12 protein-coding genes are annotated in these 14,353 nt (G+C 48.8%); 7 read left to right on the top strand and 5 right to left on the bottom strand.

Going from position 1 to position 14,353, the window contains the following annotated elements; all coding sequences use genetic code 11:
* Window positions 1–5: 5 nt before the first annotated feature.
* From FCL45_RS22840 to FCL45_RS22825, 4 genes are all read left to right on the top strand, one after another.
* Window positions 6–845, top strand: a complete 840-nt coding sequence (locus tag FCL45_RS22840) for an ABC transporter permease (RefSeq protein WP_136795656.1) — start codon at window positions 6–8, stop codon at window positions 843–845.
* A gap of 29 nt (window positions 846–874) precedes the next feature.
* Entirely contained in the window at window positions 875–1,897 is a 1,023-nt protein-coding gene (gene proX, locus FCL45_RS22835; RefSeq protein WP_420811246.1) for a glycine betaine/L-proline ABC transporter substrate-binding protein ProX, read from the top strand.
* 158 nt (window positions 1,898–2,055) lie between these two features.
* Window positions 2,056–2,529, top strand: coding sequence for a MarR family winged helix-turn-helix transcriptional regulator (locus tag FCL45_RS22830; RefSeq protein WP_136795655.1), 474 nt, complete (start codon window positions 2,056–2,058; stop codon window positions 2,527–2,529).
* A 191-nt stretch (window positions 2,530–2,720) separates the two neighbouring features.
* Window positions 2,721–3,110, top strand: a complete 390-nt coding sequence (locus FCL45_RS22825; RefSeq protein WP_136795654.1) for a PaaI family thioesterase — start codon at window positions 2,721–2,723, stop codon at window positions 3,108–3,110.
* Between the two features lie 197 nt (window positions 3,111–3,307).
* Here the strand turns inward: FCL45_RS22825 and FCL45_RS22820 are convergent, their stop codons facing one another.
* Both FCL45_RS22820 and FCL45_RS22815 read right to left on the bottom strand, forming a co-directional pair.
* Window positions 3,308–4,189 carry a patatin-like phospholipase family protein gene (locus FCL45_RS22820; protein WP_136795653.1) on the bottom strand — a complete coding sequence of 294 codons (882 nt, stop codon included), beginning with the start codon at window positions 4,187–4,189 and terminating at the stop codon, window positions 3,308–3,310.
* Between the two features lie 6 nt (window positions 4,190–4,195).
* Window positions 4,196–5,197 carry an NUDIX domain-containing protein gene (locus FCL45_RS22815; RefSeq protein WP_167495637.1) on the bottom strand — a complete coding sequence of 334 codons (1,002 nt, stop codon included), beginning with the start codon at window positions 5,195–5,197 and terminating at the stop codon, window positions 4,196–4,198.
* 53 nt (window positions 5,198–5,250) lie between these two features.
* On the opposite strand from FCL45_RS22815, the gene FCL45_RS22810 reads away from it, so the two are divergent.
* Window positions 5,251–7,368: a sigma-54-dependent Fis family transcriptional regulator gene (locus tag FCL45_RS22810; RefSeq protein WP_136795651.1), complete on the top strand. Its 2,118-nt coding sequence runs from the start codon at window positions 5,251–5,253 to the stop codon at window positions 7,366–7,368.
* Window positions 7,369–7,444: 76 nt separating this feature from the next.
* On the opposite strand, the gene rd is transcribed toward FCL45_RS22810, so the two are convergent.
* The gene (rd, locus tag FCL45_RS22805) at window positions 7,445–7,606 is read right to left on the bottom strand and encodes a rubredoxin (protein ID WP_136795650.1); all 162 of its coding nucleotides are present in this window, start codon (window positions 7,604–7,606) and stop codon (window positions 7,445–7,447) included.
* A gap of 443 nt (window positions 7,607–8,049) precedes the next feature.
* On the opposite strand from rd, the gene FCL45_RS22800 reads away from it, so the two are divergent.
* Together FCL45_RS22800 and FCL45_RS22795 are read left to right on the top strand one after the other, a co-directional pair.
* A complete protein-coding gene (locus FCL45_RS22800; protein ID WP_136795649.1) occupies window positions 8,050–8,631 on the top strand; it encodes a DJ-1/PfpI family protein in 582 nt (193 codons plus the stop codon).
* A 431-nt stretch (window positions 8,632–9,062) separates the two neighbouring features.
* Entirely contained in the window at window positions 9,063–10,166 is a 1,104-nt protein-coding gene (locus tag FCL45_RS22795) for a M24 family metallopeptidase (RefSeq protein WP_136795648.1), read from the top strand.
* Between the two features lie 60 nt (window positions 10,167–10,226).
* On the opposite strand, the gene FCL45_RS22790 is transcribed toward FCL45_RS22795, so the two are convergent.
* The gene (locus FCL45_RS22790) at window positions 10,227–12,743 is read right to left on the bottom strand and encodes a helix-turn-helix domain-containing protein (protein WP_136795647.1); all 2,517 of its coding nucleotides are present in this window, start codon (window positions 12,741–12,743) and stop codon (window positions 10,227–10,229) included.
* An 82-nt stretch (window positions 12,744–12,825) separates the two neighbouring features.
* On the bottom strand, window positions 12,826–14,229 hold the full coding sequence (locus FCL45_RS22785; protein ID WP_136795646.1) for a UPF0149 family protein: 1,404 nt from the start codon (window positions 14,227–14,229) through the stop codon (window positions 12,826–12,828).
* Between the last annotated feature and the right edge of the window lie 124 nt (window positions 14,230–14,353).

The following is a 14,353-nucleotide window of genomic DNA, read 5'->3' as shown; positions in this document are numbered from 1 at the left end:
CCGAGATGTTGAGTTTTGAAGAAAAAATGATCCCCCTGGATGATTGGATAACGGCTTTTATTGACTGGCTGGTTGAAGGATATCGCTGGTTTTTCCAGATAATAAAATGGCCGGTAGACGTAACACTTTCAGGAATGGAGAGCGGGCTACAGGCTATTCCGCCGCTGGTCTTTATTGCAATTATGGCAATTATCGCCTGGCGAACCACTTCCATAAAGTTGGCAATTTATACCGTAGCAACTTTTGTTTTTATCGGTTTGCTCGGCTTGTGGGAAGAAACAATGGTAACCCTGGCAATGGTATTTTCCTCAGTGGTTTTTTGCATGTTAGTCGGCATTCCTGTGGGAATAATGTCTGGCCGCAATGATCGTTTCGAAATGCTACTCAGGCCGTTACTTGATGCGATGCAGACTACGCCGGCCTTTGTTTATCTGGTGCCGATAGTCATGCTGTTTTCCATCGGTAATGTGGCTGGTGTTCTGGCAACCATCGTCTTTGCCCTCCCACCTATTATTCGGTTGACCAGTCTCGGTATCCGACAGGTCCATCCTGAATTAGTTGAGGCATCACTCGCTTTTGGCGCAACCAGTTGGCAAGTTTTGACCAGAGTGCAAATTCCTCTGGCTTTACCGACTATCATGGCAGGGGTGAATCAGACCATTATGATGGCATTGTCCATGGTAGTGATTGCTGCACTTATCGGTGCCGGAGGATTGGGGGCCCCAGTAATTCTTGGACTTAACACCTTGGATATTGGGCTCGCAACCATTGGCGGCCTGTCCATCGTCCTGGTGGCGATTGTGCTTGATCGAATTACCCAGTCCATGGGAACTCAGAAAAAATAATGAAGGGAGGAATAATTATGTTTAAAAAGATGTGTATTGCAGCAACGGTGACAGCTCTGAGTCTTGGCTCAATGACAACTGTTTTTGCAGATGATATGAAGCCTGGTAAAGGTGTTACCGTCAACCCTGCACGTGCGACCTGGAACACAGGTTTTTTTCAGGAAGCTCTTGTTCGTCGTGGGTTGGAAGAACTTGGTTTTAAAGTGAAAAAGCCGAAAGATCTGCAAAATCCGATTTTTTATAAAACTGTAGCCCTGGGTGATGTGGATTATTGGACAAACGGCTGGTTTCCGATCCATGACGCGCAGCTGCCGAAAGACTTTGAAGAGAAAGCTGAAAGAGTTGGCTACGTGGTAAAAGCTGGTGGTCTTCAGGGGTATCTTGTTTCCAAGGAACACGTAGAAAAGTTTGGTATTAAATCTCTCGATGATTTCAAACGTGAAGAGGTGAAGAAAGCCTTTGATAAAAATAATGATGGCAAAGCTGATCTTACCGCTTGTCCTCCAGGCTGGGGATGTGAGACAACTATCGCTCATCATATGGATGTCTATGGTCTTGAAGATCATATCAATCCGATCAAGGCCTCCTATGAGGCGTCTATGGCCTCAGCCATCGCGGCATATAACGATGGAGAGCCGATTTTCTTCTATACTTGGGCACCAAACTGGACAATCTTCAAGCTGAAGCCGGGTGAAGATGTAATGTGGATAAATGTTCCGGAAATCAAGCCGACAGAAGCTCAGAGTCAGGCAGTGGACCGGATGACCGTAAGTGGTGCTGTCGGCGCAGTTTCTGATCCTGTAGATCTTGGATTTGTTGTATCCGATATCCGTATTGTTGCTAATAAGAAGTTTATTGAAAAAAATCCTGTCGCAAAGCGATTTTTTGAAGTATTTAAACTACCGCTTTCAGATATTAATGAGCAGAACACTCGTATGAGTGAAGGCGAAAAGAGCAAGAAAGATATCGAGCGTCATGTTGAAGAGTGGATTGCCGGTAACACCGATACCTGGAACGGATGGTTGACTGAAGCACGCAAGGCAGCCCAATAAGGTTATTTCCCGGCGAGTCGCCTGATTCGCCGGGAATTAATTGCCGACATTACACGGCTTGCATCTGAAATTTTGTAAATTCAGGTTTGCGAGTTCATCAAATCTGGTGTAACGGGAGAGTAAGGCTGGTTTTGTGAAGCACCTAATCTGGAGGAAGTATGTTTGAAAAAAATTCGCGATCTCATGCTGTTACACAGCAGCTTCGCATTGTATTCAAGGCGATGCAGGCGCATTCAAAAACTGTAGAGAAGGCATGCGGCCTCAGTAGTGCGCAGTTATGGATGCTTTATGAAGTCGCTCAGACACCAGGATTAAAGGTTTCACAACTTGCCACTCTGCTCTCTATCCATGCCTCCACTTGTTCAAATATGCTGGACAAGCTGGAACGTAAAAACCTGATTGCGCGTGATCGCAGCAAAACCGATCAGCGCTCGGTTCATCTTTCGGTTACTGAAGCCGGCAAAGGGCTTCTGACCATGGCTCCATCTCCGCCGCAAGGCAAGTTGAGTGAAGCCCTGGATCAACTGGGTGAGGAACAACTTACCAAGCTTGAGACCAGCCTTGGAAGCCTCATCAATGCCCTAAATCTCAAGGATGATAAGGCAGGTTTTACACCAATTCCATTTGAGTAAGAAGTGAGTCAGGAGGCTTATGTATGGTGACTCTCCATCTATCAGCTCATTTCTGACAATGGGTTAAGATTGTTGGCAGTTCAGGCGCACAGAACTTTGTGGCCACTCCTGCAGGCAGGTGTTATTCTTACACCTGAAACTTCACGTTTCACCAATAGCATTTTCTCCATTTTTCAAAAACAGAGAGCAAGATGGATACCCGGACAGCGAAAGACTATTTTGGTAATGACCGTTTTGCGGCCATGACCGGTATAGAGATTATTGAAGTTCGCTCAGGGTATTGCCGGGCTCAGCTGGTGATAACCGAAAATCATCTCAATGGTGCCGGTGTTGTGCAGGGCGGCGCCATCTTTACCCTGGCTGATCTGGCATTTGCCGCTGCCTCTAACAGCCGTGGCCAGCTGGCCCTGGCCATAAACGTCAATATCTCCTTTTTAAAGGGACGTTCATCCGGAACTCTTTATGCCGAGGCCACAGAAGTCTGTCAGCCCACCCGGCTTGGCGCTTATGATGTGCTTGTGACGGATGATGAGGGTGAGGTGGTTGCCAGGTTCAATGGGATGGTTTACCGGAAGAGGTAGCGTGATAACGGTTCTCTTGCCTTGTCTGTATCCAGGATCAAAAACCGCATTATCGTCAAAAGTCAGAGCAGCTAAGAGAGGGGTTCGCAGGAAGACAGTTGAACCGCTGAACCTTTTGCCCAGGCCTGCCTGATATTTGTGAAATTTACGAGATAGACCACACGCGACTAACGTTTTGACATGCAAAGCCTTATTGGCTATTCATCTGTCACTCCGGCCATGGTTTCGTCCGCTTTTTGGTAACCCAGCTCAATTATTTCAGCAGCTCTATCAAATTCAAGGGTTCCGCAGGCGTTTCTGGGGATCTCAATGGTGTGATCGGGGGGATAGGCTGCAAGCTTTTGTCTGGCGATGGTGGATTGCATGGCGTCGAATGCCTGGTTGGCAACATCGTAGACGCTCCAATCGGGCATCTTGAAACTTTTGTTCTTCTGGCGCGATTTAATATACGTTGTGATTTTCTGGTGGAACTTCTGTGAGCTATCTTCATGTCTCGGCAATTGAGATGCTGCCTTTTGCTGAGCTTGAACCGGCCCGCCGAGGTTAACAGCTATTGTCATATTTGTGGTGTCACTGAAGGTCGGGGCGATTGGCACCGGATTCAGCACTCCACCATCTATGAGGCTCACACCTTTTCGTATGTGAGGTGTAAAAAGCATGGGCAGGGAGATCGAGGCCCGAATGGCATCAAAGAGCCTGCCTGAGTTAATCCAGATCTCTTTTTCATTCTGAATATCAACAGCAACCGCTGTGTACCGTATGGGCAGTTCTTCAATCAGCTGGTCACCTACCAGTTCAACCAGGGTGTTGATCACTTTGTCACCCTTGAAGAGCCCGGAGGTATTCCAGGATACATCGAGCAGGGAAATGATATCGAACTTCGATATAGCTCGCACCCATTGTTCATATTCATCGAGTTTGTCCATGGCGTAGATGCCGCCAATCAGTGCCCCCATTGAACAGGCAGAGATGGACTGGATCTGATACCCATGCTCTTCCAGCCATCTGATAACGCCGATATGGGCGAGGCCACGGGCCCCTCCGCTTCCCAGAACGAGTGATACTGTTTTGTCTTTCATAAGGGACTAATCCGTTTTGCGGGCGATGATGTTATGCCACTGTTCATGCAAACTCTTCGTTTTGCCGCTGCAGCTGGTAAAGCTATCGACCAATTGCAGCCTTTGGCAGTTTTTAATCAAATCTCTAAGGTCGGCTGGATTAGGATAGCAGAAAAATCTCTGAGAATTATCAGGATATTTCTGTTTTTTAAAGGATAAATAGAGCACCCCATCCGGCAGTAGTGCTTTTTCGAGTCGTTTCAGCACAGGGGCCAGTTCCCAATCGGGTAGATGCAGCAGACTGGCACAGGCCCAAATGCCATTATAGGTATCGGCCACTTCAATATCCTGCGCTTTTTTCACCAGAACTTTCTGGTTGATATGGTGGGAGGCGTGATGAGCAATGGCTGGGGAGGCGTCCATGGCTGTAACCTCAAACCCTTCAGAAAGAAAAGCTTTGGAATCTCGGCCGGACCCACAACCGAGATCAAGGATATGGCCACCTTCAGGCAACAGGTCGGTGAAAGCTTGACGGAGTTGCTGCATATCGTTTGCTAAGGTGCCCTCGATATAATTGACAGCGTTCGTATTGTAATAAGCGATGGTCTCTTCATGGAATCGGCGAGCGGCAAATTCCTGGACCAGTGGGATATCTGCAGGAGCCCAGCTCAGTGTCGCGATACTTTCCACAAGTCGATGAATGTCATCAATGTCGTCAACGGGCAGCCAGCGAATCATGTCGTGATCTCTTAAAATAAAATCACCTTTGAGATGATGGACCGTATATCCGAGCAACCGGATTTTTTTGGTGCCATAATCGTATATTGATTCTCCGATATACTCCCCCACCCTGCAGTGGATGCTAAACTCTTCCATCAGCTCCCGTTTCAGGCATTCCCCGGGTGTCTCGTTTTCTTCCAGCTTGCCTCCAGGAAACTCCCAGTAGCCGGCAAGGTGCAATCCTGCCCGTTTTCTGGCGATGAGGATGGTATCGTTGTTATGGATAATAGCGGCAGTAACTGTGATCATAGCGGTAACACGGTAAGGACGGGGAATATGAAGACTGCATTCAGGAACCTGATATGGTACAAATCTCAGGAGTTGCAGCAGCATGCAATGATACTGTACCACAGTTACTTCAAAAGTATGCGATCTATCAAACTATGTTTAACAATACTTCAAAACAGCTCATTGCCCAACAATGGCAGCAGTTCTGTGCCGGTGAAGAATTTATTGCAGATCATGATGGTATAAAACCGCGTGATTTTGTGTTCGCTTCCTGGCGTCGCAGCCTGGAACATGGTGTGGACCCATTCAAAGTTGAGCCAGCCAGGATTGCTGCAGGCAGATTGAGCAGGATTTTAAAGAGTCGCAGTGAGTTGATTCGGATCAGCCTGCCGGTAATTGAAAACCTCTATTCCACTATTGAAGGCTCACGGTCAATCATAATCCTTTCTGATGAGGAGGGAATAATCCTCTTCTCTGTGGGGGACACCGAGTCGCTGGAAGGAAATCTGGCGTATGGGCAGGGGGTGGAGTATTCGGAGAAAACAGTCGGTACCAACGGCGTCGGCACCGCTCTTTACCTGAATGAACCGGTGCAGATATGGGCAGAGGAGCATTTTGCCCAGCGTAACCATGGCCTCAGCTGTTCAGCTGCGCCTGTTCATGACCCCGAGGGCAAGATCATAGGTTGCCTTAATCTCTCATGTCTCTGGGATAAGGTGCATACCCATACCCTGGGGATGGTGAAAGCAGCGGTAAGCGCTATTGAGCAGCAGTTGAAAATAGAGTTGGTGCTTAAAAACAAGGTGGCGCTGTTGCAGGAAAAGCAGGGGATTTTTGAGCTCATTCAGGACGGCCTGCTTACCATCGACCGTAACTTGCGAATTACCGATATCAATGAAAAGGCACGGGGAATTCTGGAGCTTACCGACAATGGTGGGAAAGTTTCCGGTGGGATGGTAGCCATCAATGAACATATTATCGCGGGCATCGATTTCAAGGAGATTGTTGCCAGCGGAAAGCGGGTGCAGGAGAGGGAGGCAACTCTGCGGCTCAGCGGTGGCGCTCTTGTGCATTGCCTTATTTCCGCCACGCCAATCACCACCTCGGAAGGACTCGTCATTACTCTGCGTGAAGTCAAATCAGTGAGGCGTATGGTAAATCGCTACGTCGGTTCCAAGGCCGTTTTCACATTCGATGATATTGTCGGCACCTCACCCCAGTTGATGGAGAGTGTGCGACTGGCAAAAATTGCCGGTGAGTCCAGTACCAATACCCTGATACTCGGTGAGAGCGGCACAGGTAAAGAGATGTTCGCCCAGGCAATTCATAACGGTGGCGAGCGATGTGGCGGGCCTTTTGTTGCTGTGAATTGCGGAGCTTTGCCACGTGAGTTATTGCAGAGTGAGCTCTTTGGCTACGCCCAGGGAGCCTTTACCGGTGCCGGCAGGCAAGGGAACCCCGGGAAATTTGAGCTGGCGGATGGTGGAACAATCTTTCTCGATGAGATAGGCGAGATGCCGCTCGCAGCCCAGGTGAATCTGTTGCGGGTAGTGGAGCGGAAAGAAGTCGTGAGGGTGGGCGGCAAATACGCACGACCTGTTGATGTGCGGATCATTGCGGCAACCAATAGCAGGTTGATGCAGGCAATCAGTGAAAACACCTTTCGTGAAGATCTTTATTACCGATTGAATGTGCTCACTGTCAATCTGCCGCCGCTCAGGCTGCGAATTGGTGATCTGGGAGTGTTGATAGAGCATTTCCTGGCAAAAGTGTGTCGTGGACTTGACAGGGACAAGCCGCTGATGGCTGATGGTGTGATGGAGGGGCTGCGTCGTTATAACTGGCCGGGCAATATCAGGCAATTGGAGAATATAATCGAGCGGGCTGTGCATGTCTGCCAGGGCGGTGTGATTACAGTAGCTGATCTCAGCAGGGAGATTACAGACCCCCCTCCCGTAACAGTACCGGTGGAACTTGCCTTGGCAAAGAGCGGTGAAAATCAGACGAAAAGTAGGTCTGATGTGGTGCCCGCAGCCCGTACACTGCAAAACTCAGAGTACCAGGCAATTGTGGGAGCGCTGAATGATAACCGGGGTAATATCCGCCGCACAGCTCAGATGCTTGGAGTTGCCAGGTCGACCCTCTATGAAAAGCTGCGGAAGTACCGGATAGATATCAGTGCTCATCGATAGAGCGAAGTTCCCCTCTGACCGTCACCTGCTGGTTGGGAGTTCAAAAAAAATATAAACGAAAGCTCAGTGAGAAGTATTATTCTTCCGGGCTGAACTGGGATTTATCTACACCGCATAACGGGCAGGTAAAATCATCCGGCAGATCCTCAAAAGCGGTGCCCGGTGAAATTCCCTGATCGGGAGAACCTTCAGCAGGATCATAGACATAGCCGCACACATCACAGACATATTTTTGCATAGTTTTTCCCCATGGTTTTCGATCGTATATGATGATTACTCGGTTGGTAGGCAAGATCTGTTGCTTCATTTTATCCTAGCACACCAGCACACCAGAAGGAAAAAGCATATTTGCCTGGATCGTGGATCTGTTGCCGGAGGATGCGTTGAACATGTCCGATAATGAGGCATGTGTGTCTCTTATCCAGACATGTATGGAGGTGTCTGGCGGAGTTTTCTGGTAAGATGGTACATTGGAAGTGGCAAAAGATCAGGGGATTGAATGTTTTTCGGTAATTGGAATAAGATTTGCTTAATACACCCATGAGGTCAGCACGAGTTGTAAAGTGAGCCTGCAGCGGTGTTTCGGAAGTTGCAGATTGATATCTGAAAGTGCTTATTTATGCATCCTGCGTGTTCAAAGGGGCTGAAAGTAAAGAAAACATCCAACCAAGGAGATCTGAGATGGCTGCTAAGAAAATATTGGTACTGGTGGGAGATTACGTTGAGGATTACGAGGTAATGGTGCCATTCCAGGCCCTCTCCATGCTGGGCTATCAGGTTGATGCAGTATGTCCTGACAAAAAAGCTGGTGACTTTGTACGGACCTCCGTGCATGATTTCGAAGGTGATCAGACCTACAGCGAGAAGCGTGGGCATAATTTCACCCTGAATGCGGATTTCGAAGCTGTCGAGATGGATGCGTATGTGGGGTTGGTTATCCCAGGCGGTCGTGCGCCTGAGTACCTGCGTTTAAATGATAAGGTGCTTGATATTGTCAAAGCTTTTGCAGCGGCAGAAAAGCCGATCGCTGCCATTTGTCACGGTGCTCAGCTCCTTACAGCTGCCGGAGTACTCTCCGGCCGTGAGTGTTCTGCATATCCTGCCTGTGCGCCGGAGGTTGCGGCAGCAGGAGGTACCTATATAGCTGTGGATATGGATGCAGCTCACCAGGAAGGCAACCTTATTACTGCACCAGCCTGGCCGGCACATCCAGCCTGGCTTGCCAAGTTTGTGGCTAAACTTGGCGCAAAAATTGAGATTTAAACTGAACCTTACTGATTAAAATCCGATATGCGGATTGAGAATAAACTAAAAAATCGCTGGCCGGGTATCCCTCCTGCCAGGTTTTCCAGCTGCATTCAGTCCTGGATGCGGTAAGGGGAAAACCATCTCTTCCGGCTCCTTCAATTTCACGCGGCTGGCGATTTTCTACTTATTTGCCAGACACCGATATGCTGGTCAGGCAACGGAGGTGGAAAAGAGAGGTGCATTGGCGATTCCTATTGCCATGCATCTCTTTTTTTTGCCAAAAATTCTGGACAATTCCTTTCAGGCTCTGTATTGGTGCGCGTTGTTTCAAATTGATGATATGCTGAATTACGACACGTTCGCTATGATTTGAGAAAAACGAGAGCAACGCTTAACTTCTTTTTAACTGTAACCTGTTACGGTTGTAGCAATCCATGGAGTCTATCATGTCCCAGTCACGTTTAACCAGATTGTATGAATATATAGAAAAGGAAAACCTCACTGCAGTTGCGGTGAATGCAGGGCCAACCCTGACCTACCTTACCGGTCTGCACTTTCATTTGATGGAACGCCCGGTTGTGATTGTGTTTGTACCGGAGCAGGAGCCAACCATTATTCTGCCGAAACTGGAACTTGCCAAACTTGATCATCTGCAATGGCCGGCACGGATATTCAGTTATGGTGATAATCCTGCCCTGTGGTCAGATACTTTTAGTGAAGCTTTGCAGGGACTTGGTCTTGAGGGTGGTCGTATAGGCGTTGAGCCGCGCCAGATGCGCGTTATGGAGTATGAATATCTGCGTGGGGCACTGGCTGCTGACTATGTTGACGGCTCTCTGGTTTTTACTGCTCTTCGGGCAGTAAAGGATGTAGCCGAAATTGCTGATATGCGTAAAGCGGTACAGATTGCAGAGCGGGCGCTTGAGGCGACTCTGCCCATGGTGAAGATTGGCGTCACCGAGCAGGAAATTGCCAGTGAGCTTTTTATCCAGCTGATGCGAAACGGTTCAGAGGCTGACTTGCCGTTCAACCCGATTATCGCCGCAGGGCCCAATGGCGCCAACCCCCATAGTCAGCCTTCAGACAGGCCACTCGCCGAAGGGGATCTGCTGATTATAGACTGGGGAGCGAGCTATAATGGCTATGCTTCCGATATTACCCGCACCTTTGCTGTTGGTAAACTTGATGACGAGGCAGAAAAGATCCACAAAATCGTTCAGGCTGCGAACCAGGCTGGGCGGGATGCTGCGGCAGCCGGTGTGGCCTGCCTTGAGGTTGACAGGGCTACCAGAAAGGTGATTGTCGATGCAGGGTATGGTGAGTTCTTTACCCACCGTACCGGCCATGGCATCGGTATGGAATGTCACGAAGATCCATATATGCATGGTGAAAACGAGCAGTTGCTTGAGGTAGGCCATGCCTTTACAGTGGAGCCTGGTATCTACCTCAGAGGACGTAACGGTGTTCGCATTGAAGATGATGTGGTTGTAACTGAAAAAGGTGCGGAGTCGTTGTCGACTATGACTAGAGAGATCAGGGTCGTAGGGTAGTAGGTTAGAAGTCAGGTGTGAGGGGAAAAAGTATGTCCCTTCACCCCTGACATGTCGCTTCTAACTTTCTGTGCTTCTTAAATGTGCCCTGGTAAACTTGATGTCACTGTAACTCGCATCAATACCTTGTTCTTCCAGGGCTGTTTTTATCTCACGCATTGGAGCGTCAACGAGTGTGCGTACTGCTGCGGACACCGCCTCAACCCGTTCTTCGGCAACAAATTCCACAACCGGGATTGTGCCTTTTTCCACATAATAGGCGAGGTGGTTTTCCACGGTGCCGGTGGTGAGTTCCCGTTCAGCTGCAATATTGTTAATGGATTTACCAAGCTTAAAAAGATTGTAGCTCTCTTCTTTGGTGTTGCTCTTTGGTTTCGGCTCGGCAGCCTTGTCAGTTGCAGCAGCATCTTTGGCTGAGTTTTGGGCTGGTGCTTTCTTCTCTATCGCCTGCAAGAGTGGCATATCGGGCAATTCAACCGATGCAATGCCATTGGTTCTGCGATATGAGGCGGCCAAAGCAATTAATTCGGCACCGTAATTGTCGGCCAGTTTTTTGCCGATTCCTTTGATGTTCTTCAGGGCCGGCATGCTGTCCGGCAGATGGACGGCAATCTGTACCAGGGTCTTCTGGTGCATGACCTGGAAAAGTTGCAGATGTTTTTCACCCGCCTTTTTGCGTCGCCATTCTTTCAACTGCTCAAAAAAATCGGGATGACCCACATCAGCTTCGCTGTAGGTGGGGGCTGTCTCTTTTTTCTTCGGCTTGGTCGCTTCAATTTCAGCGACAGAGAGAGCGCGTAGATATGTCGCCGGTGAAAAAGCAGTCATGGCCCGAATCGCGGCTAATTTTACCGCGTACTCTTCCTGAAACCATTGCAGGGAGTTGTTCACCCGTTTTCGCACTTCCTTGTTGTCTGTTTCAATAGAGAGATTTTCGGCAAGGCTGGTCAGGATTTCTGAAAATTTGCCTTGAAAATAGCCAGAGGACTTTGCCAGTCGTTCGCGAATAACATTGTCCTCAACCGGTTGACTGATGTCAGAAAAAAGCCCAAGGAGTTGTCGGCGGAAGTTTTCACCGACGCTGGTGATTTCCTCATTGAGGCGTCGTTCGATTTCCGTCATATCAGCACCGTTATAAACCTGGATAACGGATTCATTGCGGCGAAGGTTGGCAGCGAGTCTTGCCAGGTTACTCTGCAGTTTCCGGAAATCGAAACATTCCATCAGGAGCTGCTGCTGATAACGGATTTTAGAGACTTCCAGCTTATCGCCGGAAGGCGAATTATCGGCTGCGTCACGGACAAAACGTTGAACGGTATGGTCGGTACGAATGGAAGAGTTGGTAAGGGGAGCGCTGAGAACCATGCCTTCAAAGGTCCGGCAGCGACTTAAGGCCACATACACCTGACCATGGGCAAAAGATGACTGGGCATCGATGATGGCCTTGTCGAAGGTAAGACCCTGGCTCTTGTGAATAGTAATAGCCCAGGCCAGCTTTAATGGAAACTGGGCGAAGGTGCCGATGGTCTTTTGATTGATCTCGGAAGTTGCCGGGTCGATGCTGTATTCAATATTTTCCCAGGTCGCGCGCTCAACCTCAATGGTTTCAAGTTCATCCGGGCAGCTCACTTCAATCTCATCGCTGGACATCCTGGTAATTTTACCAATCTTGCCGTTGAAAAAGCGTTTCTCGTGTGAACTGTCGTTACGCACGAACATCACTTGGGCTCCCACCTTGAGCTGCAGTGCGGCGGCGGTGGGGTAGGTGTGTTCAGGGAAGTCACCGTCCAGCTCTGCATCGTAGCTACCAGTAAGTCCGGACAGTTCATCAAGCTTGGCACGGTTGATGGTATCGGCGCTGGCGTTATGGGTGGAGAGGGTGATATAGCCCTCGCTGTCATCAGGTTTGAAATCAGGTATATGCCGACTGTTCAACTCCTTCAAACTGGTGGAGTCGAGCTTGTTATCGCGCACCAGATTCAGCAATTCGATGAAATTGGTGTCTGACTGGCGGTAGATATGCTTCAGCTCAATGGGAATCAACTCGGTTTGTTTTAAGGCCTGGCTGCTGAAGAAGTAGGGTGAATCGTAATGTTCGCCAAGAATCTGCCAGTCGCTCTCTTTGACCACAGGTGACAGCTGGTGCAGGTCACCAATCATTAAAAGTTGCACGCCACCAAACGGCGCGTCTGTGCGACGATATTTTCGCAATACGCAATCCACGAGGTCGAGCAGGTCGGCACGGACCATGGAGATCTCATCAATGACCAGCAGGTCAAGGCTGTTGATGATATTGCGTTTTTCCTTGCTCATTCGGTGTTTGTTCTGCTGGGCAAACGGATCGGTACCGGGCCTGTAGGGACCAAAAGGCAACTGGAAAAAGGAGTGCAGAGTGACCCCGCCTGCGTTGATTGCGGCGACACCGGTGGGCGCGGTGATGATCAGTCGCTTTTCTGTCTGCTCTTTTATTTTGTGTAAAAAGGTGGTCTTGCCGGTACCGGCCTTACCCGTCAGGAAGATATTGCAGCGAGTATGCTGAACAAACTCTTCAGCGTATTGCAGTTCTGGATTATGCATGAATAATGGGAGAAAAGATAAGAGATTGGATGCCTTGAGCAATAAGAACTTCTTATCGGTTTCGTCTTCTCAGGTAGATTTTTTAGCTGATGCGAATCGAGGAGAGTATCCTGTTCACCTCATCTATCTCATTTTTGTCAAACGATTCAGGGCGAAAGTCGGGACCGGCCCACTCGACCATGGTGGCATGGTCATCATGGCTTGCGTCGGTGTAGGCCTCAAGAAACTCCTGATACCCCCAGATGCCGCCGATATTTTCCGGTGGACAGGCCCTTCTGCCCTTGATCACCTTGATGCTGGCGTCGTTGTCAGCTGTTCCGGAATCGGTAAATCTCTTTTCAATAAGGATCTGGTGCTGCCAGTAATCACCGAAATCATAAATATACTGGAAGCTTTTCTGAACATTTCTGGCTGCCCTGTGCAGAGTAAAGGCATTCTCATCATACTGGTCTTCATCACCTATGGGATAATCGACTGGTCCGTAATCAATATTGTCAATCGTGAACTGGTGAAGATGGGCGTTGAACCAGCCCATACTGACCTGGATCACCTGATGGAGTTGGGCCAGTGTGATGGCACCTGGCACCACAACTCTTCGCCATATCGGTGGTTTGGCATCCTTAATGGAAATTTTTAACTGGTAGAAGGGTGCCGGTTCAGATTTTGGCCTTAAGGCAGCAGGTTGTTTTGCGGAAATTACTTTATTGTTGAAATCAACCTGGATGATATTCGACTTTTTATGGTCCTTCCGTGGCACTGGAAGGGTGCCAGGTTGATTGGCTGCGTTTGCCAGGCTGTGGTGTTGGAGAACTGAAATGCTGGTTGGCTGAACATGCTCCGGAATAACTGCGCGCATTTTCTGGGAGAAATTCTGCAGTGCCTGGATAGCAAGTGGCAGTGCTCCCAGCATCAGTGCTTGAAAATTGCGGTCTTTTTCCCCACTTTCGAGGTCATAGGCCGAAAATAGTTCATTGAATACTTCATCTGGTATCCGTTCAAGAAAGAACTTGACTTCAACCGGGTCTGCCAAGCCCTGGATTACCATCATGCAGAAGAACAGTTCCTCAAGCTCGGCATCGCTGAAATTGGCAAAATTACCTTCGGCTTCAGGGTCCCAGATATCAGGACGCAGCGAGAAAGCCTCTTCAAGCCCGCTTACCCAATCTCGTATTTCATCGATATGAACCTCTTTCAATATCTCGATTGGATAGGGGAAATGAAGTTGGCCCTGTTCCTGCCTGGCAAGAAAGACTGAATAGATCTGGGTCAGGGAATCGGAGATCGGCCTGTAACCCTGTTCTCCACATCTTTTGCATGGTTCTTCGCCGAAAACCGCATCTAGCCATTCATCCCGGTCTATATAGATAGGGGTAATCGCCAACCCAAACATGAAGCCCATGAGTTCATTGTAGGTGAGAGTACTTTCTGGAAGAGTGGAAATTTCAAGCAGTTCCTGGAGAAGGACTTTTTCAGTTGGAGATAACATGATTTACTGTGGCGATTCCGTTTACCAGCATGCGGGCATAACTGATTTAAAATAAACAACTGTATGGAAAAGGTGGGTCTCGTATCACTTTTAGTGAAAATCAGAGTATACCCAATCTGCAGGA

Source organism: Desulfosediminicola ganghwensis (assembly GCF_005116675.2).
Classification (GTDB): Bacteria; Desulfobacterota; Desulfobulbia; order Desulfobulbales; family Desulfocapsaceae; genus Desulfopila; species Desulfopila ganghwensis.
This window is presented reverse-complemented; position numbering and strand designations above follow the sequence as displayed.

What these genes read in the sequence shown, in the direction of transcription:
- FCL45_RS22840 (WP_136795656.1), top strand. Translation starts at nt 6, where the DNA reads ATGTTGAGTTTTGAAGAAAAAATGATCCCCCTGGATGATTGGATAACG.
- proX (WP_420811246.1), top strand. Translation starts at nt 875, where the DNA reads ATGTGTATTGCAGCAACGGTGACAGCTCTGAGTCTTGGCTCAATGACA.
- FCL45_RS22830 (WP_136795655.1), top strand. Translation starts at nt 2,056, where the DNA reads ATGTTTGAAAAAAATTCGCGATCTCATGCTGTTACACAGCAGCTTCGC.
- FCL45_RS22825 (WP_136795654.1), top strand. Translation starts at nt 2,721, where the DNA reads ATGGATACCCGGACAGCGAAAGACTATTTTGGTAATGACCGTTTTGCG.
- FCL45_RS22820 (WP_136795653.1), bottom strand. Translation starts at nt 4,189, where the DNA reads ATGAAAGACAAAACAGTATCACTCGTTCTGGGAAGCGGAGGGGCCCGT.
- FCL45_RS22815 (WP_167495637.1), bottom strand. Translation starts at nt 5,197, where the DNA reads ATGATCACAGTTACTGCCGCTATTATCCATAACAACGATACCATCCTC.
- FCL45_RS22810 (WP_136795651.1), top strand. Translation starts at nt 5,251, where the DNA reads ATGGTACAAATCTCAGGAGTTGCAGCAGCATGCAATGATACTGTACCA.
- rd (WP_136795650.1), bottom strand. Translation starts at nt 7,606, where the DNA reads ATGCAAAAATATGTCTGTGATGTGTGCGGCTATGTCTATGATCCTGCT.
- FCL45_RS22800 (WP_136795649.1), top strand. Translation starts at nt 8,050, where the DNA reads ATGGCTGCTAAGAAAATATTGGTACTGGTGGGAGATTACGTTGAGGAT.
- FCL45_RS22795 (WP_136795648.1), top strand. Translation starts at nt 9,063, where the DNA reads ATGTCCCAGTCACGTTTAACCAGATTGTATGAATATATAGAAAAGGAA.
- FCL45_RS22790 (WP_136795647.1), bottom strand. Translation starts at nt 12,743, where the DNA reads ATGCATAATCCAGAACTGCAATACGCTGAAGAGTTTGTTCAGCATACT.
- FCL45_RS22785 (WP_136795646.1), bottom strand. Translation starts at nt 14,229, where the DNA reads ATGTTATCTCCAACTGAAAAAGTCCTTCTCCAGGAACTGCTTGAAATT.